Here is a 23,814-nt window from a genome sequence, read left to right as displayed (position 1 = left end):
GACTTTGTAAGGGCATACATTATCAATCTATCTTATTATTCAATTAGAGTAGGCGGGATATATATGAAGGAAACCCAAGCTGTTATCGGTCTGGATATCGGCACGACCAGCACGAAAGCCGTTCTGTTCGGACCAAGAGGCAAAGTGCTATCCAAACATTCGGTTCACTATGATTTAATACAGCCAAAGCCGGCATGGGCCGAGCAGGATCCCGAGCACATTTTGGAAGCTGTTATCGCGAGCATCAGAGGCGCCGTCACAAAGGCCGGACTGAGCCCGGACAACCTGCTGGCAATCGGTATCAGCACCGCCATGCACTCATTGATTGCTGTCGATCAAAACGGCGGCCTGCTGACCAAAAGCATCATTTGGGCGGACAACCGCAGCGCCGAGCAATCAAAACGGATTTTAAAAGAAATGAACGGTTTCGATATTTATAAAAGAACGGGCACACCGATTCACCCGATGTCTCCCCTTTCCAAAATTGTGTGGATGAGAGAACAGGATAAGGAGACATTCGCGAAAGCCGCCAAATTCATCAGTATTAAGGAATATATTTTGCACGAGTTTTTCGGAACTTATGTCGTTGATTATTCGATCGCTTCGGCAACGGGGCTGTTCCGTTTAGAGACGCTTTCATGGGATGAAGAAGCGCTCCGGATTGCCGGAATCCGGGAAGATCAGCTGTCGGACATCGTGCCGACCACTCACCGGCTATGCGGCCTTGCGCCGGAAATCGCGGCACGGATGGGCATTCATGCGAATACTCCGTTTATCATCGGCGCAAATGACGGCGTGCTTGCCAATCTGGGAGTAGGCGCGATCGGCAAAGGCGAGGTAGCCGTTACGATCGGAACAAGCGGAGCCGTACGTTCGGTGACGGATAAGCCGGTGACGGATGAAAAAGCGCGGACGTTCTGTTATGCGCTGACTGACAAGCATTGGGTCATCGGAGGACCGACGAATAACGGAGGCATTATGCTGCGCTGGCTTCGTGATGAATTCGCTTCTCCTGAGGTCGAAACGGCGAAGCGGCTTGGCATCGATCCGTACGATTTAATGATTGATATCGCGGATAAAGTGCCCGCAGGCTCTGATGGTCTGCTGTTTCTGCCGTTTTTATCAGGAGAGCGCGCGCCGTTTTGGAATCCGAATGCCCGCGGAACGTTTTTCGGCATCAGCCTCCGCCATAAACGGGAGCATTTTATCAGAGCGGTGCTGGAAGGCGTCATCATGAGCGTCTTTTCGATCGGTGTCGCACTGAGAGATTTGGCGGGCCCCGCAAAAGATGTGCGGGCATCCGGAGGGTTTGCGAGATCGCCGCTGTGGAGGCAGATTTTGTCCGATACGATGGGACGGGAAGTCCTCGTTCCGGAAAGTTATGAGGCATCGGCGCTCGGAGCTGCCGTCCTCGCTTTACACAGCATTGGCGAAATGGAACAGATTGAGGATGTTCAGGACTGGATCAGAATTTCTCACCGTCATGAACCGAATGTCAAAAACAGCGAAACATATATTGAGCTGTTTTACTTATACGAGCGGCTGTATGACAAGCTCAAAGATGAATTTGACGTCATCAGTGAATTTCAGCTCAAACAAAGCCGTTAATTCTTCTTTGAAAGGGTGAAAAGGTCATGTTACTGTTTATAGTCATTGCCGCTATTATCGTTTTACTCTTATTGATTACGGTCGCTAAGTTAAATCCTTTTATCAGTCTTTTGATTACATCCATTCTTGTCGGTTTCGCAGCGGGCATGAAGCTGCCGGACATTATCACTTCGATGAAAACCGGGCTCGGCAATACGCTGTCTCTGCTTGCGATCGTGCTGGCCCTCGGCACGATGCTCGGAAAAATGATGGCTGAATCAGGCGGTGCGGAGCGGATCGCCCACACCCTGATCGGCCGTTTCGGCAAAAAGAAAGTGCATTGGGCGATGGTGGCCGTCGCTTTTATCGTCGGCATCCCGGTCTTTTTCCAGGTCGGCTTCGTCCTGCTCGTGCCGCTTCTGTTTACGATTGCGATTGAAACCGGTGTTTCATTAGTGACGATCGGAATTCCGCTCCTTGCGGGACTTTCCGTCGTGCACGGATTGGTTCCGCCCCACCCTGCGGCGATGGCGGCTGTCGGCATTTATCACGCCAATGTCGGAAAAACGATTGTGTATTCTTTAATTGTCGGCATTCCGACTGCTATCATCGCAGGTCCGCTTTACGGAAAATGGATCGGTAAGCGCATTCACAAACCCGTCCCCGAACTGTTGAAAAAACAATTTATTGAACGGAATGAAAAACGCAAGCTTCCGGGATTCGCAAATACATTGTTTACGATATTAGTACCGGTGATTCTGATGCTTATGGCAACGCTTGCCGAAATTGCGCTTCCGGAAAAAAGCGCGCTCTATGACACTTTTAAATTTATCGGCGACCCTGTCACGGCGCTTTTGATCGCCACGGTTTACTCCTTTTTCAGCCTTGGATTTTATCAGGGCTTTAACAGAGAAAGCATTTTAAAATTCAGCAATGACTGTCTGGGACCGATCGCTTCCATTCTGCTCGTGATCGGAGCCGGCGGCGCTTTTAACAACGTTCTGATTGATTCAGGCGTCGGCACGTACATCGCAGACATGGCGAAGCATTCGAGCTTCTCTCCCGTTCTTTTAAGCTGGACGATCGCGGCAGTCATCCGTGTCGCGACAGGTTCAGCGACTGTCGCCATGATGACGGCGGCCGGTATTGTTGCACCGATTGCATCTGTCATGCCGGGGGTCAGCAGCGAGCTTCTTGTTTTGGCAACGGGAGCAGGCTCTTTGATTCTGTCTCACGTCAACGACTCCGGTTTCTGGCTCATTAAAGAGTATTTCGGAATGACCGTGAAAGAAACGTTCCTGACATGGACGGCGATGGAAACGATTATTTCTGTCAGTGCGATTTGTTTTATTATGATTATTAACGCGTTTATATAAAAACAACCCCCGGTTTTGGCCGGGGGTTGTTTTTTATCGGTCATTTACAAGGATATAAGCGGCTTTCACGGGTCCGTGGACGCCGACAACCAAGTCCATTTCGATATCGGCCGAGTTGCTCGGTCCGGTAATATAGTTGATGCAGGAAGGAACGGTGACGCCGTCTCTGATCTGCTGTTTCAGGATATCGCTGGCCTGCGTCATTCTCGGCACAATGGAAGATTTCGGAATGATTGCGATATAGGTGGTCGGAAGCAGGCTGACTGATCGGCCGGCATGCTCTGACGCATACAAAACGACGGTGGCTGATTCAGCAAGCGTAATCTCGCTGAATGTAATGCCTACATTCGCTTGTTCCGCTTTTTCAATATTTTTCGCTCCTTGTTCCGCATCCCATTCCCAAACCGGAATGCCTTCATCCGGCCACTCTTCCGACATAAGAGTCTGCAGGCCGTACGTTTCAAAGCGGCTGTCTTTCGGAATGATGACAGGCCCTCCTTCAAAACGGTCCACCTGCGTGCGCAAAGCGGCGTACAGCCCGGCGGCATCCGTTTCGATCAGCTCGGTATGAATGTTGACGCAGTGGTCTTTCAGCATCGTGACAAGATCATCTTCCGTACAGCCCGCATGCGTTTCATATTGAGGCTGGTACTTCCATTCAGGCAGGGACACGCCTGCTTTTCTGCGCTCTCTGCCCAGACGTTCGGCGATCCGGTTTAAAAAGGATTCCTGATGTTTAACCGTCCCTTTCATCATCATTCTTCCCCCTTTTGTTTTTCCCGGTCAAAAAACCAATCTCTGAATCTCGATTTATGCGGCGCCGGGAAGTCCCGGACTGCGGTCCATCCCTTTAACGGCCCCGGCCCTTTTGATATTTTGTCATCTTCCGTAAACGGCGTCATGGCGGCAGGCGCCCATTTTGATCCCATTTTATAAAGGGACGGGGATGACGAGCCGATCCCGAAGGCTTTCATGGCCAGTTTTTCGCTGAACGGCGCTTTGCCCTCTTTTTCCACGATGTTCTGCCGATGCTTGAGCAGCAGCTCGTGCAGCGGAATTTTAACAGGACACGCTTCCGTACAGGCCGCGCATAAGGAAGATGCGTACGGGAGCTCCTTATACTCATCGTATCCGCCGAGAAGGGGCGATAGGACGGCGCCGATCGGACCCGAATAGATGGACCCGTACGAGTGTCCGCCGACATGTCGGTATACGGGACAGACATTGATGCAGGCGGCGCAGCGGATACATTGCAGCACCGATTGAAATTCCGTGCCGAGTATGCGGGAACGCCCGTTATCCACGACCACGAGGTGGAATTCCTCCGGCCCGTCTGCTTCTCCCTCCTGCCGAGGGCCCGTCAGCGCCGTAATGTAACTTGTAAGCCGCTGGCCGACGGCGCTTCTCGTCAGCATGCTGACAAGCACTTCAAACTCAGAAAATGAAGGAACGATCCGCTCCATTCCCATCACGGTGATCTGCGTCTTCGGCAGCGCGGACACAAGGCGGCCGTTTCCTTCGTTTGTCACGAGACTGACCGATCCCGTATCCGCGATTGCAAAGTTACAGCCCGTGATGCCGACATCCGCTTCGAGAAATTTTTTCCGGAGGACGCTGCGCGCGTGCATGACGAGCTCTTCCGGTTTTTCCGTCTGTTTGTATTCGAGTCTCTCTTTAAAGACGTCACGAATCTGCTCTTTGTTTTTGTGAAGAGCCGGAGCAACAATATGTGACGGCGGATCGTGATCGTCAATCTGGAGAATATATTCGCCGAGATCCGTTTCTGTGACTTCACAGCCCTCTTCTTCAAGCACTTCGTTCATATTGATTTCTTCTGTCACCATGGATTTGGATTTTACGATTTTTTTGGCGTTTTTCTGCCGGATGACATCGCGGATATAGGAGGACGCTTCTTCCGCCGTTTCGGCGAAAAATACGTGCCCCCCTCTTTTGGCGACGTTTTCGGCGAGCTGTTCTAAATAGAAATCAAGATTGTCCAGCACATGCTGTCTGATTTCCTCCGCATGGGAACGCCAATCCTCCCAGTTTCCCAATTCCTCTGCCGCCTGAAGCCTTCTCGTCCTGAGCCGTTCCTGCGCTCCGGAGACGGCTCCTCTCATATATTCATTATCTATTCCTTCTGATACCCGCTCTTTAAAAGCGGCGGTACCGATTTTCATCGCCATGATTTTACCCCCCTGTGGTTTCTCGTGTTATCTGCTGTTCAGCACTTCGGCGATGTGCATGACTCTGACGTTTTTATCCTTACGGTCAAGACGCCCTCCGATATTCATCAGACAGCCGCAATCCGCCCCGATCAGCACCTCGGCCTCCGTTTCTTCCACGCAGGCGACCTTTTCATCCACCATTTGCTCAGAGATTTGCGCCATTTTTACTGAAAACGTTCCTCCGAATCCGCAGCATTGATGTTTTCCGGGAAGCGAAGTAAACTCAAGCCCCTTTACATGGCGCAAAAGCTTCATCGGCTCCTCCGACACGCCGAGCAGCCTTGTCATGTGGCACGACGTATGTAATGTCGCTTTTTTATGCAGCACCGCCCCGACATCCTCCACCCCGAGAACATTGACGATAAAATCTGTTAACTCATACGTTTTGTCCGCAAGCTGCTGCGCTTTTTCCGCCCACTTCGGATCGTCCTGAAACAGATGCGGATATTCACGGAACATCGTCGTACAGGAACCTGACGGACTGACGACGTACTCCGCTTTTTCAAACGCGGCAATCATCTGCTTCATCGCTTTTTTCGCGTCCGTCACATACCCGCTGTTGTATGCGGGCTGCCCGCAGCAAATCTGACCCTCGGGAAAATCCACCTCACACCCGAGCCGTTCCAGCACCTCAACCGTCGCCTTTCCGACATTGGTCTGGAACATATCCACAAGGCACGTGACAAATAATGAGACTTTCATGATGAACCCCTCTTTCATCCTCAATATGTGATCTGGTCATCTGATGACCTGTTTTTGGAAAGCTCTATAAATATCCTACACTATTCTGAATATGGATTGGAAGGTTTTTCTGAAAAATCCTTTTGTCCGATGCGCTAAGAGCACAAAAAAAAGAGAAGCCCGAATGCTTCTTTACGCCTCATTTTTCAGCAGGCGTCCCAGCCGTTGGACCCCCTCTTTTAGCGCGGCTTTCCCTGCGTAACTGAACGACAGACGGAGATATTCTGCGCCGTCTTCCTGATGCAGAAAAAAATATTTACCGGGTACATAGGAAACACCGTGAGAAAGAGCCCGCTCCAGAAGTGCAGACGTATCCGCCCCCGGCACTTTCACCCAGACAAAATAACCGCCGTCCGGCACGTGCCAGGATGCGGACTCGGGCAGATATTGCTTTAATGCGGCGATCAATACGTCACGTTTGCTCCGGTATGCTTTACGCAAGGCGGCGAGCCGTTCTTCAACATTCATTTGTTCCAGATAGACGGCGGTCACCGCTTGAGAAAATGGATGATCCAAATCTTTTTTAAACCAAGACAATGCCTTGATGAATGCAGCGTCCCCTGCAATCCAGCCGATTCTCAGACCCGGGGCGATGACTTTTGAAAATGAACCGGCGTACAGCACCCGGCCGTTCTGATCCATGGCTTTCAATGACGGCGGGATATCCGTGAATCCGAGCTCGCCGTATGCGTCATCCTCCAAGATGAGAAAATCATATGTGTCGGCAAGCTGAAGCAGGCGGGTTCTCCGCTTCGATGACATCACGGTTCCCGCAGGATTCTGAAAAGCGGGTATCGTGTAAAGAAGACGCGGAAGCACAAGCCCTTTTCGTTTTCTTTCCTCAAGCATGAACGCTAATGTTTCTGTTTGCAGGCCGTCTTGATCTGCCGGAATGCTCATCATATGCGGTGTGTAATTTTTAAAAATCTCGAGCGCTTCCATGTAAGCCGGAGCTTCTGCGGCAGCCGCGGTTTGTTCATCGAGGAACACCCGGGCTGCCAGATCTATCGCCTGACAGGCGCCCGAGGTCACGAGCAGCTCATCGTCACGGCAGCGAATGCCGCGGATAGCCAACCGTTCTTGAATCTGCTTTTTTAAAACGGCCGTCCTCGGACTTCCCATATAATGCAGCGGCAGATCGCGCTCCTCATCCAGAAGGCGGGACGCGGCTTCTTTCAGCTCCTTATCAGGAACGAGCGCGGGATCGGGATAGCCGGAATGCAGAGGGATGCACGCTTTTGGAACAGCCGGCATCCACTCCCCGGGAGGATCGTTTGTCAGAGCTTTCTTTACATGGTCAGGAAAAAAAGATTCGGCCTGCATGTGATCTTATCCCCTTTCACAAGTCAGCTTCTATACATTTTCTTCAAAATAAGCCCCCAGCACTTCTTCCACATTGGTCAGGTGTGCGGTCATCGCGGCTTCCGCTTCATCCGCGTCTCCGGCCGCGACGGCGCTGTAAATGCGTTCATGCTCTTCATACAATCGCTGCACGCTCGTTCGTTTAGAAAACAGCCAAATTCTTCTCGTTTCTCTCATCGTTTCCAAAAGAAGCGCAGAGACATGATTCATGAGATGCTTGAGCAGGCCGTTTTGTGATGCCTCCGCCAGCGCCATGTGAAAGGAGAAATCTGCTTTTTCGCCCAATTCTTCGTCTCCGTCGATGTCTTTCATCTCCATGAGGGCCTGACGGATTTTTTGTAAATCCTCTTCGGTGCGTTTTTCAGCGGCCATGGCGGCGACGCCGAGTTCAAGCAGCTTTCTGACTTCGAGCAGCTGTTTGACATCCTCTTTTTTCATTAAGAGAGCGGAAGAAAGCGGCTGGGAAATATGGGACGGCTCAAATTCTCTTATGTATGTGCCTTCTCCCTGCTTCATGTCGACGAGCCCCATCGCTTTTAAAGCCGACAGCGCTTCTCTGACCGCCGAGCGGCTGACCTGAAAGCTCTCGGAAAGCGTCTGAACGGAATCAAGCTTTTCACCCGGCTTAAGCTCGCCCGCTTTTATCTTCTCCAGCAATGCATCAGCGATTTCTTCGTAGATTTTTTTCGTTTTAATTTGTTTATATTTCAACGCGATCACCCCGTCACTTGTGAATCTTGATGTTTATCGTCTATTATACTTCTTTTTTCGCACCGCCGACAGGTACAGACAATTTGTTCAAGAAAAGGATTGTATTTTCAAAACTTTCAAAATATAATGCTAATTAACCCGGTCATCAGATGACCTTATCATAAAAGTAATCGCTCGCATGACATAAGGAGGGGTTTTTTAGGGATGCAATGGACACAGGGGTATGCTCCATTAGGGGGAAATTTGCTTTTATCGGCAGCTTGCGCGCTCGTGCCGATGATCTTCTTTTTTTGGGCGCTTGCGGTGAAACGGATGAAGGGGTATATAGCGGGGCTTTTGACGTTAGCCGTTTCGCTTTTAATCGCTGTATTTGTGTACGGCATGCCGGCGGAAAAAGCGGTGCTGTCGGCTTCGCAGGGAGCGGTGTACGGGCTGCTTCCGATCGGCTGGATTATCGTCACATCGGTCTTTTTGTATAAAATCACCGTGAAAACGGGACAATTTGAGATTATCCGGAGTTCAGTGCTGTCCATTACAGATGACCGGCGTTTGCAGGCGCTGCTCATCGCCTTTTCTTTCGGGGCGTTTTTAGAAGGCGCCGCCGGTTTCGGCGCTCCCGTCGCGATCTCGGCCGCTTTGCTTGTCGGACTTGGTTTTCAGCCGCTTTATGCGGCGGGGATTTGCCTGATTGCCAATACGGCGCCCGTTGCCTTTGGCGCGATCGGCATTCCGATTACCGCCGTCGAAGGTCCGACCGGGATACCGGCTATGGACATTTCTCAAATGGTCGGCCGGCAGCTGCCGTTTTTATCCGTGTTTATACCGCTTTATTTAATCATTTTGATGAGCGGGTTTAAAAAGGCTTTTGAAGTATGGCCGGCCATTCTTGTTTCCGGCGTTTCCTTTGCGGCCATGCAGTATGCAAGCTCGAACTTTTTAGGGCCTGAACTGCCGGATGTGCTGTCGGCGCTAGTTTCCATGGCCGCGCTCGCTGTGTTTTTAAAGTTTTGGAAACCGAAAACGGCCTTTCGTTTCGCGGCAGAACGGGAATCAGCAGCGTCCATCGACGGGGTGCCGGCCGTGTACGGAGGCGCTCAAATATTTAAAGCGTGGTCTCCTTTTCTTCTTCTGACGGCCATGATATCCGTTTGGGGGATTCCCGGAGTGAAGGCCGCCCTGACCGGCCATTATGAAGGAACGTCAATTTGGCTTTCCTGGCTGAATGCAGCCGGGCGTGCATTGACTTTCACGCCTCCCGTCCCATTTGTAAATCAGCAAATTCTTCAGGCGGATGGCACGCCGATTGAAGCGGTGTACAAGCTTGAGCTTCTCGGTTCAGCGGGCACCGCGATTCTGATTGCCGCCGTCATCTCCAAGTTCGCACTCGGCATGTCGTGGAAGGCATGGGGCGGGGCGTTTATAGAAACGGTGAAAGAATTGACGCTTCCGATCGTCACCATCGTTTCTGTTGTCGGCTTTGCTTATGTGACGAACGCTTCCGGCATGAGCACGACACTCGGTCTTGCGCTTGCCATGACGGGCGCGATGTTTACCTTTTTTTCACCTGTGCTCGGCTGGCTCGGCGTGTTTATTACCGGCTCTGATACGTCGGCCAATCTGTTATTCGGCGGATTGCAAAAGGTGACGGCGCTCTCTGTCGGGATGGAACCGGTTCTCTCCGTCGCCGCCAATTCATCAGGCGGTGTCACCGGAAAAATGATTTCTCCGCAATCCATTGCGGTTGCCTGTGCCGCTGTCGGTCTGGCGGGCAAGGAAGCTGACCTTTTCCGCTTTACGATTAAGCACAGTCTGTTTTTGCTTCTACTCGTCTGTCTCATGACATTTTTACAGCATCATCTGTTTTCATGGATGATCCCGTAACACGGAGAACCTCCCCGGGTATGGCTCGGGGAGGTTTCAGCTGTACCGTTTTCGCGCAGATGACGGCGGAATATTTAATTGGTCACGGTATTTGGCGACGGTGCGTCTGGAGATTCGGATGTCATGTTGTTCGTGCAGCAGATCGGCAAGCTTTTGGTCTGAAAAAGGTTTCTTTTTATCTTCTTTACGGACCAATGCTTCCAGATGCGCTTTTACGGCATAATTGGAGGCGCCGCCGTCTCCCGATGATTCAGCTTTCGCCGAGAAAAATGTTTTCATTTCATACAGTCCGTACGGCGTCTGAACGTACTTCCCTTTGATGGCCCGGCTGATCGTTGATTCGTGGAGCTCCAGCGTTTCCGCCACCTCTCTTAAGGTCAGCGGCTGCATTCCGCTTTTTCCTGTGAGAAAAAAGGATGCCTGCCGTTCAGTCAGGACGCCGATGATTCTCGTGATGGTTTGTTTTCTTTGCGACAACGCCCGGTTCAGCCAGCGCCATTCCTGATATTTCGCCGACAGATAGTTTTTCGTATCACGGCATCCGGCGGCTGACAATAGCGGCTGGTAATGGGCATGAAGCTGGATGTCAGGGAACGAACGGCTGTTGAGCCGCGCTTGAATGGTGCCGTTTTTCACCGTGATGAAAATATCCGGTTCCACGTAAAAACCCGGCTCCTCATGCGCATAACGGAGCCCCGGCCTCGGATCAAGCGCGCTGATCATGTCAAAGATGTCCTGAATGTCTTTCAGCGGAATGCCCGTCTTCATTGTAAGCGCTTTCCAGTTCTTTCTTGCAAATAGCTCAAAATAGGCGCCGGCAATCCATTCCGCCTGTTCGTTCCGTTCGGGCAGACGGCGGAGCTGAAGAAGGATGCATTCCTGCAAAGACCGAGCGCCGATTCCCGCTGGCTCAAGCGATTGAAGCTTTGAAAGAACCGCTTCCGTCTCCTCCAATGATGCGGATACATGGTCGGCGGCAGCTTGTATGTCCTCATTTAAATATCCGTTTGAATCCAAAGAATATATCAGATAATTAAAAATTTTCTTCTCATGATCGGACAGCTTCATGTCCAAGGCCTGCTGTTTGAGCGAATCCTGCAGCGTTTTGCGCGTAAGTCTGATCTGCTGGCTTCCGTCCCGTTCTTTCATCCTGTTTTTACTTGTTTTATGGTAAGATAGTGGCGGCGTGTCTGTTTCCTTTCGTTCAATCAGAGGGTTTTCCAGTGAGAGCTCATCAATATATCCGGCCAGTTCCGCGGAATTGTATCCGAGTAATGTGATAGCCTGTTTAAGCTCTTGCGTTAATTGAGGCTTTAACATTTGTGTTTGCTGAAGTTTGATATCCATCATGCTCACTCCCCTTTTTTCATTGTACATGATTGGTTTCATACCGTATATACTTATTAAAAGGAGTTGCTTTATAGATGTCAGAACTTTTTTCTGTTCCGTATTTTATTGAAAACTTTACACAGCATATTGAAATGAATCCGAATGAAGACCGAATTCATGCGATGAACAGCTATTACCGTTCCGTCGTCTCAACCCTTGTCCAGGATCAGCTGACAAAGAACTCGGTTGTGCTCAAAAGAATTCAGCATTTGGATGAGGCATATAACAAAGTAAAACGTGGAGAAACAAAATAAACCTTCCGCTCATTCAAAGCGGAAGGTTTTCCTTCGTGCCGGCGGTTTCCCCGATCAGACGGACGTCCGGCGCTTCGTGCATCCAAGTGTGATAATAGTTGGCGTTTTTCCCGTATGAATTATCAATGACGGTATTTGGTTTCCCAAGAAGCGAGGACAGAATGTGGCCGTGAAGCCTTGACGTTTCCACCGATTCGTACCTGCTGAAAAACAGGACCGCTTTTTTCGTTAAGAAATCGGAATAGCGTTTCCAAAACCGCGCAATCGGCAGCGGGTTTCCCGCTTTTTTATTCAAAACATTCAGTGTTTGAAAAAAAGCGATCCCCCGGCGGTCACTTGCTGACAGCACATGCTGCCAGTCGCAGCTTTCAACGGAAGAATCGGTTTGCAGATTCGGATTGATTTCCCCGTCCGTGCGGATAAAATGAAGCCTGCCGCGTGACGGAGCCGCTGCCGTCCGGATCGGATACAGCTGATGGGCCATATCCGGCATAAGCCCGATATGATTTGCCGAAAAAAAGCGTTTCGCGGTTTCGTATGACACATGATCTCTCGTAAACAGATGCAGATCCTTGTGCTCCGCAAAAAGCGCCGCTGTCTTTCGCAGCCGTGTTTTATCCTGATAATAGATGGATTGCGGCAGAATGACGATCCTGTTTTCCGGAAAGACTTTGACGATTCTTTCTCTGAACGTCTGATAGTACGGATAGAGATCCCCGAAATTCCCGCCTCCCTGGCAGACGATGATCGTTTCTTTGCCCGCCCGGCGCCCGAATGGAAAATTATCAGGGTTCCAGCGTTGTTTCACGCGGATGCCGTGCGCTTTAAAAAACGCCTCCGTCCCTTTCATAATTAATAAATCCCCTACATTTCCGTAGAGGGGATAGTCGGCATAAATGATGTCAGACTGGGGCGGTATGACGCTGAGCAGCCCTGCCAGCGTCTCTTTTAATCGGCTCATGACATGGCGGCTGTCCATGTTTTCTCCCCTTTCGTTTCAAACAGATGCGCAAGTGCGTCAATGACACGCTGCTGCTCGTCAATAGATAAGTCAGATCCGGACGGCAGACAAATCCCCCGGCTGAAAAGATTCTCAGAGACCCGCTCATCTTCACTGTGAGGATAAAAGACGGAAGACGAGAAAAGCGGCTGCGTATGCAGCGGTTTCCACAACGGACGGGCCTCAATATGCTGTTTTGCAAGATAGGCGACGGCTTCTTCCGGCGTCACGCCGTTATCAAGCGTCAGAGCCGTCAGCCAGCGGTTTGAAACCGTTCCTTCAAGCTCCGGCATCATGCGGATTCCCGGATACGTTTCCAGCGCTTCCCGATACCTGTGAAAAATGTCTCTCCTCGCCCGGACGCGATCTTCGAGCACTTCCAGCTGTGATATACCCACCCCTGCGAGAATGTTGCTGAGTCTGTAGTTATAACCGAGCTCGCTGTGCTGGTAATGAACGGCGGCATCTCTCGCCTGTGACGCAAGAAACCTCGCTTTTTCAATCGCGGCTTCATCGTCAGACACGAGCATGCCGCCTCCCGATGTTGTAATGATTTTGTTTCCGTTAAAGGAATAAATGCCGAAACGGCCGAATGTGCCGCTCTGTCTGCCTTTATATGTTGATCCTAAAGACTCGGCAGCATCTTCAATCAGACAGACATCGTATGCGTCGCAAAGGCTCATGAGTTCATCCATTTTTGCGCTTTGGCCGTAAAGATTGACGGCGATCACCGCTTTCGGGAGCCTGCCGCGCCGTTTTGCATCCTGGAGCGCCCGCTCAAGCGCGTCGGGCGACATGTTCCACGTCTCCCATTCCGAATCAATAAAAACGGGCTCTGCCTGCTCGTACACAATCGGATTCGCCGTGGCGACAAATGTAAAGGAGGGGCAAAATACAGCGTCTCCTTTTTTCACACCCGCAAGCCGCAGGGCTAGATGGATGGCCGCCGTTCCCGTGCTTACAGCCGCCGCGCTTTTCACTCCCGCATATTCCGCCAGCCGCGCTTCAAACGAATTGACGAGCGGACCGAGCGGCGCAATCCAATTGGAACGGAAGGCTTCCGCGATGTATTCCTGTTCTTTTCCGCTCATATGCGGCGGAGATAAATAAATCCGTTTGTTTGTATGCATGAAATCATCCTTTTTCATTATGAATAGAGGAGATGACGCGGGCCGGAACGCCGACCGCCGTCACATGATCGGGAATCCGGCTGATGACGGCAGCCCCCGCGCCGATCACGGACCAAGGGCCGATGTCCATCTGCGGTATGACGGACGCCCCGATTCCGACGTGCGCTCCTTCCCCGACTTTCACTCCGCCGGCAAGCGCCGCGCGCGGTGAAAGATGGACGTAATCTCCGATTGTATTGTCATGATCGGCAACCGCACCCGTATTGATGATGCAATGGGCGCCGATGTCAGCGCCCGCCTGAATGACGGCACCCGCCATCACAACCGTTCCGTGTCCGACGGAAGCCGTTTCACTGACGATTGCCTCCGGGTGAATGAGTGCGGCATAATTGTCTTGTTCAATCCCAAGCGTTTCAGCAAGCTGCTTTCTGACACCGTTATGTCCGATGCATATCGTGAACACGGCTTCAGGGACGAGTTGCAGAAGCCTGTGCACGTCTTTCGTCCGGCCCGTATATAAACCGTTCCGAACGGCAAAACCGCTGAATCCGTCGTCCAATACGCCCGTAAGCTCCATATCGGAACGGGCCTGCACGATTTCCTTCACCACTTTTCCGTGTCCGCCGTTTCCGATCAGCACGACCTTTTTCACGATGACATATCTCCGCTGCCTGTGAAGCGCTTTGCCGTCACTTGGCCGGCTTGGTGTATGCCTTCAGACACGAGAACTTTTTTCACCGTTAAAAGCAGAATCTTTAAGTCGAGAAGGAATGAGCGGTTGTCGACATACCACACGTCAAGCTTGAATTTCTCTTCCCAGGAAATCGCGTTTCTCCCGTTAATCTGCGCCCAGCCCGTAATTCCCGGTTTCACCTCGTGCCGCCGCGCCTGCTCCGCCGTGTAAAGCGGCAGATAATCCATCAGCAACGGGCGGGGTCCGACCAGACTGATATCGCCTTTAATCACATTAAAAAGCTGGGGAAGCTCATCGATGCTCAGTTTTCTGATGAGCTTTCCCATTTTGGTCAGACGGAGATGATCCGGAAGCAGCACACCGTTTTCATCATGCGCATCCGTCATCGTCCTGAGTTTATACAACGTAAACGGACGCCCGTTATGCCCCGGTCTCGTCTGTTTGAATAATACGGGAGACCCGATGGCGCATCTGACGGCTGCCATGGCGAAGAGAAGAATGACACTTGCGCCGCACAATAACAACATCGCGGCCGCTATATCAAATACACGTTTCACCTTCAAATGTGAACAGCTCCTTTCACTTTTCGGCATTTCTGTAAAGCAAGCCGCCTTTCTTCTTTCGTACAAATGAAGAAAAAAGCGAATGCGGCATAGCTCATGCATACGGCAAGTCCCGCGGCGATCAGACCGGCCCAGCTGTCAAGCGGTGAAAACAGCCGGATACCCCGGCAGACAGCCCAGGCAAATACGGCCGCCGCCAACGGGCCGAACATTCCTTTGTAAAACGCGGTTTTCTGAAAGCCGGTAATATGCGAAACATACAGCGGCGTGAAGACGGCATTTTTCATGATGAGGGAGACAGCCCCGGCAATGGTGATGCCGTACAGGCCGAGATGAGCCGGTCCGCTGAGAACCACGGCCAATATGACATTCAGTCCGCCTAAACATAAAGTAACGACGGCGGGCGTTTTTTGTTTATTAAAAGCCGTCCATACGTAAAAAAGCGGCATGACAGAGAGACTGACCGCCAAGTACCCGGCGTGAATGTATAAAAGCGGCGCCGTCTGCACAAATGACGGGCCCAGCCAAATCGCCAGAAACGGTTCGGCAAGCCCTCCCAATAATGCCGCGGGAAGCGCGAGCAGAAGCCCGTTGAGCCGCACGGCCTTATTGGCGTAAGACAGGAGGCCTTCCATATCGCCTTTTGAATAGCAGGAAGTCAAAACCGGCGCAAACAGCGAAGCAAGCGTCCCGGCGAGACTTCTGAGCAAAAGCGGAAATTGGATAATCGCCGCATAGACACCCGCTTCAGACGGCCCCAGCACGAGGTTGGCCGTCATGAGGTCAATCTGCAGAAACAGCAGCACGCCGATCTGATTGACAGAACTCCAGGCACCGGCCGAAAACAGCACTTTACTCGTCTGTAATGACAAGGTTTTACGGCTGAAAGAAAACCACGGAATCAATTTCTTAAAAAAGAAAAACGTCAGCACGGCCGCACAGACGGCTCCCGCTAAAGCCGAAAGCTGGATCTGCCAGATCTTCGGCGGCAGGCACGTAAACAGGGCGAGCACACACAGCACCCTGACCAGCATTTGCACGGCCTGAATGGAACTTGTGATATAAAGCTTGTTGGCAAAAAACGGCCCTGTCGCGAATCCCGCCGTCAAAAACGTCAGCATAAACAGCACACTGCCGATGACGATAGAGAGCCTCACATCCGTAACCAGCCCGGCCGGCACATTCATGATCTTGTCAATAAAAAAAGCCGTCCCGGCGAGCGGCACAGCGAGCAAGAGCGATATCACGGCAGACGCGGCTAAATAATTGCTTACATACGCATTGGCCTCATCTCTGTTCCCCCTGTGGGCGGCGACGGTGAAAAACCTCACAACGACAGAGCTCAGCGCGACGGTAATAATCGAGAAATAGTTAATGATATTCTGTGTCAGATGGACAAATCCAAAAGCCTCCACACCTAATGTTTTCACAATAAAGGGCGTCATCCACATTGATAAAAACACCGATAGTAAAAACGCCGTCACATTGGCGCCGAAATTAATGGCAAATTTCATGCTCCTTCCGCACTGCCTTTCTCTTTCGTTTTCCGTTCGAAAAACGCATGCAGAAGAAGCGGAAGGCGCATTTTGCACAGACCGAGCACCACACGCTCCCCCGCCAGCAGCTGTTTATGCCGGCACGGCGTGCTGCGCACCGCCGTTTTTACCATGTCATACGTCAAAATTCTGCCGATGTGCGCCGTAATCTGATGTGACGGCTGCGGGGCGGCGCATGCGTTGGCGATCAGCATCGGGATCTGATGCTTGCACAAATACGTATCGATATCGCCCCGGCAGGCGTCCGTCAGCCCGTTCGCCTCATAAAAAGCCATTTTCGCCTCATATTGCTTCTGAAGTTCGTCATCTAAGTGAGGCTTAAACGGTTTTTCTGTAAGGCTTTGCGGGTTTTCCCGGTACACGTACAGCCCTTCATCTATCACTTTGACACGCGAGGCTTGCTTGAACGCTGCCAAGTTAAACGGAGAATCTTCGGCAAACCGGATATCTTCATGGAACAACAGCCCTTGCAGCGCTTCTCTCCGGTATATATAGCGCCACACATACCAAATAAATCGATGTTCGTGCGCGCGGGTCAGCAATTCAGTCATCTCAGCCGCCGTGAAGATGCGGCCCGGCGGAAGGGACGGCGGCATATACGTTCTTTCTTTAGACGGCGTTTCTTTGTAATAACCGCAGCCGGCGATATCAAGCCGGTTCTTCTTCGCTTCTTCATAAAGCCGCTCGAACATCGTTTCCGCCGCATAGTCATCGCCATCCGCAAAGCCGATATAACGGCCGCGGGCGGCTTTTATTCCGGCATTGCGGGCCGAGCTGAGGCCGCCGTTTTCTTTATGAATCACCCGGATTCTCGCATCTTCTGCGGCGAATTGTTCGGCAATCCGGCCGGACTGATCCGGTGAGCCGTCATTGACGAAAATGATTTCGATGTCTCTCAGCGTCTGTTTTGTTAAAGAGACAGCGCATTCTTTAATAAAAGGCTCTGTCTTATACATCGGGACGATCACGCTCACAAGCGGCGCGTTCATTGGGCATCACCGCTGATTTTCGAGCGCAGCCCGGCAAAATAAACACTGCGCAAAGAACCGTCTGCCTCATGCTTGCCGCTCAGCAGCCCGTTTACTGCGGCCGTCACGGCTTCAGACTCCGGACGTTCAAGCAGTGTCATGTTCGGTATATGTTTCAGCCATTGAAAGCCTTCCATCACTTTATGATCAAACGAACGAATGACGACACAAGGCGTTTTCGTCAGCGCGCAAAAAATCATCCCGTGAAGCCTGTCAGTGACTACCGCCTCCGCGCCTTTCAGCGTATTCCACAGCGCCTCCAGCTCCCCTTCGCGTGTATGGCGGCTGACCCTCCGGCCGACCGTCGTGGTAAAGCTATGCAGCTCTCCGTACTCTTTTTTCAAAGCTTCTTTTACCATCGTTCTTTCCTCAGCTGTCAGCGCACTCTCCTTATCCTCCCGTAAACAAAGGTAGATCCCTTCCCGCGGGATGTGCCGCTCGCTTTTATCCAAATATAAGACCATGTCAGGCTGTTTGAGCACAGCTTTTCCGGGAAAATGCCGCTTCATCCACTGATACGTCGTCTCATCTCTCGCCATCAGCAGAAGGTCGGGATGCGCATTGTACACTTTTTGGGCGCGTTTCAGTTCCTTCCGCCCCTTTTTTGAATCAGAAAAGTGAGCCGTCGCCGGAAGCTGAACGATTCGATACTGCCTGAATGTTTTTATAATAAAACGGCGCGTCCATTCCTCATACCGGTACAAATCCCCCATGTTTCCGCCGCCGATGATGAATACCATATCATCGGGATGGCGCTTTTTGATCAGCGCTTTTGCGGACCTGTAAATATCCTTCATATCGACCTCAATCAGGTCAAAATCGGGATATTCCCGTTCAAGAAACGTTTTGCTTGCATAGGCGATGGCATGATCACCGAGATTATCGTGGGACGGAAGCAGCGTCAGAATGATCTTTTTTCTTGCCGCTGTATGCTCCGCCCTGTCCGCTGCCGTTCCGAAATGAAATTGGGACGGGTATTTGACCTTTAGCAAAAGCCATTCCGCGAGATTGATTTTTAAAGATTGTATCGACATGTCTTCACCCTCTGATTTTCATTTTGTACTCGATTGCCCGCTGATACGCGGCTGATGCCAGCGATACGAACGGAATCAGCTTCAGCCTCGCCAAAAGCAGAAGGCATGAGCGTTTGGCGTCAAACGGCGCCGTTCCGGTTTTGGAAAGACTCAGCCGGAACACGGGATCAGCGCATATCCGGCTGATATTCCGCCATTTTTCGGAGAACCGGCCGCCGTTATTCCGCTTCCATTCATTCAGCAGGCAGACTGTTCCGTGCTGGACGATAAAATAATCAAGCTCCTGCCGGTATTCCTGTAAGCAGCCGTTTTCACGCAAAAAAGCCTCGTTCAGCCGATAGAGAACGAGACCTGAGTCAAACAGCTTTTTCTGATAGCTTTGCACAATAGAAGTCAAGTGAATCCGATAATGATAGAGCGGCTGATCCACGTACGAGACCGCACCGGCGAAAACATGCGCCCGGAGGCTGAAGTACTGATCCTCCACGTGCTCAAGCTCATCCCGAAGCGGAAAGCGCAGCCGATGCTGTTCGATCATAGCCCTTTTGTACAGCTTGTTCCATGAAAATCCGCTGACTCTTCCTTCGAATAAATCTTTTAGGTACAGCTGTTTCGGACGGCCCTCGTATGCTGAAGCGATCGTTGAAACGGCGGTTTTCCCCGTCTCCGCAAATTCGGCCGCATATTCGCAAATCACGAGATCAGCCTGATGAGCCTTCGCTTTTTCATACATGCGCAGGCAATAATCGGGTTCAACCCAGTCGTCCGCATCAATAAAAGCGATAAATTCGCCGCGCGCCGCCTCAATCCCCTTGTTGCGGACCGCGCCGAGTCCCCGGTTTTGCTGATGAATGACCCGGATTCTCTCATCCCGCTTCTGATAGATTTCAAGAATGTCCGGGCTTTGGTCCGTTGACCCGTCATTGACGGCGATGATTTCGATATTGGCGAGCGACTGATTGAGCAATGAATCTAAGCATCTTTCTAAATAAGTTTCCGTATTATACACAGCAATTAATAAACTGACCGCGGGTGTTTCCATATAAACCTCCAGTATCCATTACCGGGAAAAAATCGTTCTGTACGGAAGCACAGACGAATCGACCGGCATAAGCAAATAGCTGTAAAGAAAATAACAGACAATAATGGCGATATAGATCAGCGCATTCGATTTTTCATCAAAAATCCTCACAAAATAAGGGATCAGGATCATTTGGTAAAGGCCGAAATATATATTAAACCGGGCGAAAATAACGTCCTTTGTCGCCAAAAGACCGAAGAGCAGGCCGAGCAGACAGAAATTCACGATAACATCAATGTCAGGCCAGAGCTTCCGCAGCCGCTCCCGGTAGCAAAAAGCCAAAAACAGCGGCAGCAGCAGCACCGCGATTTTTACGACGTTCATCCCGTTCGTATTCGTCATCAGCCATTTCTCATAATGGCCGTACGAGCTGTTTTCCAGCACGACGACAAACAGCGAAATGAACTTCTGATACAGAAACGTCATGAGAAGAAACAATGCCGACAGTCCGAAAATCGCGGGCGACCAGGCTCTTTTTCTGACGAGAAAATAAACCGGAATCATGATTAAGGCCGAGGAATGAAAGAGCGAACACAACAGCACGATGGACATATAACGCTTCCAGCTTCCATTTATCACATAGCGGACTGCCCAAAACAAAACGGCCGCCACCATATACTGCCTGATTCCGTTAAAGGAAGCGTAATAATGATACGTGCCCAAAAACAAAAACACACTCAGCTCAAACGGACGGCCGAACTCAACGAGCCCCTTTAAAATAAAGCTGCATGTCACGACCGCCACGGTGAAATACATGATTTGCGGATCTTTCGTGATAAAATTCATGAGCCAGATAAGAGCGGTAAATCCCGGATCAACGGCTGCTTTTTTCGCTCCGAACCCGAAGATCTCCCATATGCTCCCGTAATTTCCCGCCAGTTTGTACATCAGCGCGTACGTCTGAAAATCCGTCCCGACTCTGTAACGCAAACCGGAAACCAATACAAGCGATGCCAGCGGAACGAGCATGACGAGCTGATTCGGCCGGTATCCGGTTGAAAGCGATTGATCACGCCCGCCGCACATTTTTGCGAACCATGACCAAATATAAACAATTCCCATATTGACTACATATACAATCATTCGTTACTGTTCCTTTTCACAGTTCATATTGTAAAGCTTCATAACAGCCCCCGCATTCTCTCCCGCGTCATATCCCAGCCGTCCGAGTGTGTCTTTAATGCGCGCCCTGCCAGGCTTTGGCGCCTCAGCTGCCCGTAAAATCGCGGATGCCCATTGTTCAGGCGGTTCTTTGAGGCTGAGCCTTTTGACCAGCCCGAGCCCGGCATCAGCTTCTTCCGTTATGCCGTCTGATATGACGCACGGCACCCCGGAGGCCTGCGCTTCAACGAGTGTGACGGGCAGCCCCTCATAAAGAGACGGCATGACAAATACATCCAGCGTTTTCAGCAGATCATGAACGCGATCCTCTACACCGATAAAACGCACAGCATCATCAAGCCCCAGCTTCTCCGCCAGTTTTTCCATATCGGTGCGAAGCGGACCGTCTCCGGCGAGAATCAGCTGTAAACCAATGCCCCGCTCTTTCATATCAGCGGCCAGCCGGAGCAGAAATTCGTGGTTTTTTTCTTCTGTAAAGCGGCCGATATGACCAATCACCAATCGGCCGGCGGCAATGCCCCGCTTCCTTTTTTCAGATTCTGTATCCGCGCGTCCTTCGGCAAATAAGTCAAGATCAATGCCGTTCGGCAAAAGCCGCACGTCTTTTTGTTCTCCGAATAAGAAACGGCCCGCTTCTTCTCCGCAGGCGCACAGTGCGGTGGCATTGGCCGTAATCAGCCGCCGGAACACAAACATCTGCATCTTGCCGAGCCCGGACGACCGCCCCCGCCACGATGTGCTGTGCGAATGACAGATCCGCACGGAGACGCCTGCTAAACGAGCGGCCAATGCGATAAATCCCGACTGAAAATCGGTATGAGCATGCACGGCGGCAAACGGTCCTTTTTCCTGAATCACCCGTTTGACCTGTTTCACAAAAGTAATCGGGTTTGTGCTGCCGATGCTCGGCACATAAAAAAGCCGTCCGCCGAGAGCAAGAATTTCCTCATCATAAGCGCACGGATCGTTCCTATGGGTTAAAAAGTCAAATTGCACCTTCGTTTTGTCCATCTTCCGGTACAAATTCATCATCATCGTTTCTGCGCCGCCTCTGTTCATCCCGCTGAAAATGTGCAGCACCCGCGCCGGTTTGTCAGTCATGTTCGGCAAGCCCTTCTTTTTGGCGGACGTCCCTGTTTTTATGATAACGGTTCATGACCGCGGGCGGCGTGATGGCGCGGATGAGCGGTTTTGCGATATACACGTAATGGGAAAGCGGCAGTTTCAGCCGTCTGCACGCCTGAAAAACGAGCACCGCGTTATCAATGGAATACGTAAACGATCTCCGTTTAAACGCATCGCTGTCCTCTCTGACTTTATACAGCGTTTCCTGAAGGTTGTACCCTCGGAAACCCGCTTCAAAAAAGCGCAGCCACAAATCGATATCCTCCATCCGCCGCGTCCGCCTGACTGACCGGTAGCCGCCGAGTGCTTTGTACGCTTCGGCCCGCATCATAATGGTCCCGTGGCAGAACGGTGTGCCTTTCGCCATAATTCCCGGTTTCGGCACGGGCGGCAAAAGCCGGGCGCCCCTGACGCCGAATTCGTCAAATACGAGCATACCCGTGCCGACGACTTGATAGTGGGCGTGCTTGTTTAAGAAAGCGGCCTGTTTTTCCAGTCTTCTCGGGGCGGATATGTCATCACCGTCCTGTCTGGCGATATAATCCCCCGTTGCGTATGTCAGACAGCGGTTCAGCGAAGCGGCAAGCCGTTGATTTGTCTTATTTTGAATCAGCGTGATCCGGTCGCTGTAATGGTCCGCATAGCGGCGCGCAATCTGATACGTTCCGTCAGTTGACGCGTCATCACACATAATCAGTTCCCAATTCTTATAAGATTGGCTCAGGATGGATTCAATACTCTCCGCTAAAGTCTGTTCGCAATTATAAATCCCCATGATAACGGAAATTTTCGGTTGTGCTCCTGCATTCATACGCTTTTCTCCTTTTTATCCATATAGCCGGCGTAAATATGCGCCATTTCCTTTACCGTGCGTGTTTCTGAAAAACATTCCGCCGTACTGCGCCCTTTTTGCCCCATTGCTTTTCGCAGGCCGGGGGAGCGGTACAGCTTTTCAATCCGATCAGCAAACGCCGCGCTGTCTCCGGCCGGCACGAGAAAACCATTCACACCGTCTTCGATGATCTCGCGGTGCCCCCTGTTGTCCGCGGCAACGACGGGCTTTTCGGCAGCCATCCCCTCAAGCAGATTCATACCGAGCCCTTCGCGGATGCTTGAGGCGACAGACAGATCGGCAAGCTGAATCAGCTCATGAATGTGGCGGCAAAAACCGTAAAATCGCACAATGTCGGATACCCCAAGTGATTCAGCCTTTTTTCTGTACGGCTCTTCCATCGCGCCTTCTCCGGCAAATACGAGTTTCAGCTCCGGGATGCTGCGCTTCAGCAAGGCCGCAGTCTCAATGAGGATACCCTGATTTTTGTTGCCGTTTAATTCGGCGGGATATACGAGGATAAATTCCTCTGCGCTGAAGCCGTGTTTTTCTCTCAGCCGTTCACTTTCTCTCCGGCTCACAGGGCGGAACCTGTCTGTATTCACACCGATGCCGTGTATTTTTTTCGCGTCGCAATCCGTTTTTTTCATTTGCTTGGCCCGTTCGAAATCTTCTTCATTAATGGTAATGAGACAATCCGTATAAGAAGAGAGAAATTTTTCGATCGGGTAATAAAGAAGCCAGTTCTTAAGAGGCGCTCCGTCGCAGAAGTGAAAGCCGTGCGCGGTGTACAGCACCTTTGTCCCTTTTTGGCGCGCTTGTCTCGCAGCAAGGCGGGTGAGTACGCCGCCGACCGGCGTATGACAGTGAATCATGTCATAGCCGTTGTCTTGAATGAGCTGCTTCAGCCGCCTGTAAACAGAAAGATTTTCGGGATGAAACGGGGAGCGCCGGATCGGAATGGAAAACTTTTTATCAACGAACGGAAGGTTCATATGACCGCCTGCCGCGACGTGCACCTCCCAGCCCATATCCTGAAACCATTGAAAATACGGAAGATGAAAGGCTTTAAAATGATAATCGACTGTGGCGCAGAATAATACTTTTTTCGTCATCTTTC

The 23,814-nt window shown here is 51.3% G+C and carries 22 protein-coding genes; 4 read left to right on the top strand and 18 right to left on the bottom strand.

Features of this window, described 5'->3' with window-relative positions:
- Positions 1-63: 63 nt before the first annotated feature.
- A complete protein-coding gene (gene gntK, locus ACH32G_RS08075; protein ID WP_064778601.1) occupies positions 64-1,608 on the top strand; it encodes a gluconokinase in 1,545 nt (514 codons plus the stop codon).
- A 26-nt stretch (positions 1,609-1,634) separates the two neighbouring features.
- Positions 1,635-2,963: a GntP family permease gene (locus ACH32G_RS08070; protein ID WP_016937875.1), complete on the top strand. Its 1,329-nt coding sequence runs from the start codon at positions 1,635-1,637 to the stop codon at positions 2,961-2,963.
- A gap of 33 nt (positions 2,964-2,996) precedes the next feature.
- Here the strand turns inward: ACH32G_RS08070 and ACH32G_RS08065 are convergent, their stop codons facing one another.
- The 5 genes from ACH32G_RS08065 to ACH32G_RS08045 all read right to left on the bottom strand — a co-directional run bounded on the left by ACH32G_RS08065 (position 2,997) and on the right by ACH32G_RS08045 (position 8,005).
- A complete protein-coding gene (locus ACH32G_RS08065; RefSeq protein ID WP_366969955.1) occupies positions 2,997-3,719 on the bottom strand; it encodes a LutC/YkgG family protein in 723 nt (240 codons plus the stop codon).
- On the bottom strand, positions 3,719-5,149 hold the full coding sequence (locus tag ACH32G_RS08060) for a LutB/LldF family L-lactate oxidation iron-sulfur protein (protein WP_047477212.1): 1,431 nt from the start codon (positions 5,147-5,149) through the stop codon (positions 3,719-3,721). The genes ACH32G_RS08065 and ACH32G_RS08060 overlap by 1 nt, the downstream gene beginning before the upstream one ends.
- A gap of 27 nt (positions 5,150-5,176) precedes the next feature.
- Complete coding sequence (locus tag ACH32G_RS08055; protein WP_016937872.1) at positions 5,177-5,893, bottom strand: (Fe-S)-binding protein; 717 nt, start codon at positions 5,891-5,893, stop codon at positions 5,177-5,179.
- Positions 5,894-6,064: 171 nt separating this feature from the next.
- Positions 6,065-7,255, bottom strand: coding sequence for an aminotransferase-like domain-containing protein (locus ACH32G_RS08050; RefSeq protein WP_448814184.1), 1,191 nt, complete (start codon positions 7,253-7,255; stop codon positions 6,065-6,067).
- Positions 7,256-7,285: 30 nt separating this feature from the next.
- Positions 7,286-8,005, bottom strand: a complete 720-nt coding sequence (locus ACH32G_RS08045; protein WP_016937870.1) for a FadR/GntR family transcriptional regulator — start codon at positions 8,003-8,005, stop codon at positions 7,286-7,288.
- Between the two features lie 204 nt (positions 8,006-8,209).
- On the opposite strand from ACH32G_RS08045, the gene lutP reads away from it, so the two are divergent.
- Entirely contained in the window at positions 8,210-9,886 is a 1,677-nt protein-coding gene (gene lutP, locus ACH32G_RS08040) for an L-lactate permease LutP (protein ID WP_414831320.1), read from the top strand.
- Between the two features lie 36 nt (positions 9,887-9,922).
- On the opposite strand, the gene rpoN is transcribed toward lutP, so the two are convergent.
- Complete coding sequence (gene rpoN, locus ACH32G_RS08035; protein ID WP_448814183.1) at positions 9,923-11,233, bottom strand: RNA polymerase factor sigma-54; 1,311 nt, start codon at positions 11,231-11,233, stop codon at positions 9,923-9,925.
- A gap of 77 nt (positions 11,234-11,310) precedes the next feature.
- On the opposite strand from rpoN, the gene yvfG reads away from it, so the two are divergent.
- Complete coding sequence (gene yvfG, locus ACH32G_RS08030) at positions 11,311-11,529, top strand: protein YvfG (protein ID WP_003151570.1); 219 nt, start codon at positions 11,311-11,313, stop codon at positions 11,527-11,529.
- Positions 11,530-11,542: 13 nt separating this feature from the next.
- Here the strand turns inward: yvfG and ACH32G_RS08025 are convergent, their stop codons facing one another.
- From ACH32G_RS08025 to ACH32G_RS07970, 12 genes are read right to left on the bottom strand one after another with little or no spacing between them, the layout of a single operon-like run.
- Positions 11,543-12,508 (bottom strand): polysaccharide pyruvyl transferase family protein, encoded by a 966-nt coding sequence (locus ACH32G_RS08025; protein ID WP_448814182.1) that lies wholly within the window; start codon positions 12,506-12,508, stop codon positions 11,543-11,545.
- Complete coding sequence (locus ACH32G_RS08020; protein ID WP_448814181.1) at positions 12,487-13,659, bottom strand: aminotransferase class I/II-fold pyridoxal phosphate-dependent enzyme; 1,173 nt, start codon at positions 13,657-13,659, stop codon at positions 12,487-12,489. Before ACH32G_RS08020 ends, ACH32G_RS08025 begins: the two co-directional genes overlap by 22 nt.
- Before the next feature lie 4 nt (positions 13,660-13,663).
- A complete protein-coding gene (locus ACH32G_RS08015) occupies positions 13,664-14,311 on the bottom strand; it encodes an acetyltransferase (protein WP_448814180.1) in 648 nt (215 codons plus the stop codon).
- Entirely contained in the window at positions 14,308-14,916 is a 609-nt protein-coding gene (locus ACH32G_RS08010) for a sugar transferase (RefSeq protein WP_448814179.1), read from the bottom strand. The genes ACH32G_RS08015 and ACH32G_RS08010 overlap by 4 nt, the downstream gene beginning before the upstream one ends.
- Positions 14,913-16,430 carry an MATE family efflux transporter gene (locus tag ACH32G_RS08005; RefSeq protein ID WP_448814178.1) on the bottom strand — a complete coding sequence of 506 codons (1,518 nt, stop codon included), beginning with the start codon at positions 16,428-16,430 and terminating at the stop codon, positions 14,913-14,915. Before ACH32G_RS08005 ends, ACH32G_RS08010 begins: the two co-directional genes overlap by 4 nt.
- A complete protein-coding gene (locus ACH32G_RS08000) occupies positions 16,427-17,461 on the bottom strand; it encodes a glycosyltransferase (protein WP_366971132.1) in 1,035 nt (344 codons plus the stop codon). Before ACH32G_RS08000 ends, ACH32G_RS08005 begins: the two co-directional genes overlap by 4 nt.
- Positions 17,458-18,534, bottom strand: coding sequence for a polysaccharide pyruvyl transferase family protein (locus ACH32G_RS07995; RefSeq protein WP_366971131.1), 1,077 nt, complete (start codon positions 18,532-18,534; stop codon positions 17,458-17,460). The genes ACH32G_RS08000 and ACH32G_RS07995 overlap by 4 nt, the downstream gene beginning before the upstream one ends.
- Positions 18,535-18,538: 4 nt before the next feature.
- The gene (locus ACH32G_RS07990) at positions 18,539-19,576 is read right to left on the bottom strand and encodes a glycosyltransferase family 2 protein (RefSeq protein ID WP_366969806.1); all 1,038 of its coding nucleotides are present in this window, start codon (positions 19,574-19,576) and stop codon (positions 18,539-18,541) included.
- Positions 19,577-19,594: 18 nt separating this feature from the next.
- Positions 19,595-20,698: an EpsG family protein gene (locus tag ACH32G_RS07985; protein WP_366971129.1), complete on the bottom strand. Its 1,104-nt coding sequence runs from the start codon at positions 20,696-20,698 to the stop codon at positions 19,595-19,597.
- Positions 20,699-20,701: 3 nt separating this feature from the next.
- Positions 20,702-21,838, bottom strand: a complete 1,137-nt coding sequence (locus tag ACH32G_RS07980; protein WP_448814177.1) for a glycosyltransferase family 1 protein — start codon at positions 21,836-21,838, stop codon at positions 20,702-20,704.
- Positions 21,831-22,673, bottom strand: coding sequence for a glycosyltransferase family 2 protein (locus ACH32G_RS07975; RefSeq protein WP_016937857.1), 843 nt, complete (start codon positions 22,671-22,673; stop codon positions 21,831-21,833). Before ACH32G_RS07975 ends, ACH32G_RS07980 begins: the two co-directional genes overlap by 8 nt.
- A complete protein-coding gene (locus ACH32G_RS07970; RefSeq protein ID WP_415272987.1) occupies positions 22,670-23,809 on the bottom strand; it encodes a glycosyltransferase family 4 protein in 1,140 nt (379 codons plus the stop codon). Before ACH32G_RS07970 ends, ACH32G_RS07975 begins: the two co-directional genes overlap by 4 nt.
- Positions 23,810-23,814: the final 5 nt, after the last annotated feature.

Source organism: Bacillus sp. CIS52 (assembly GCF_053545315.1).
The sequence above is the reverse complement of the archived record's forward strand: the minus strand, read 5'-3'. Positions and strand labels throughout refer to the sequence as shown.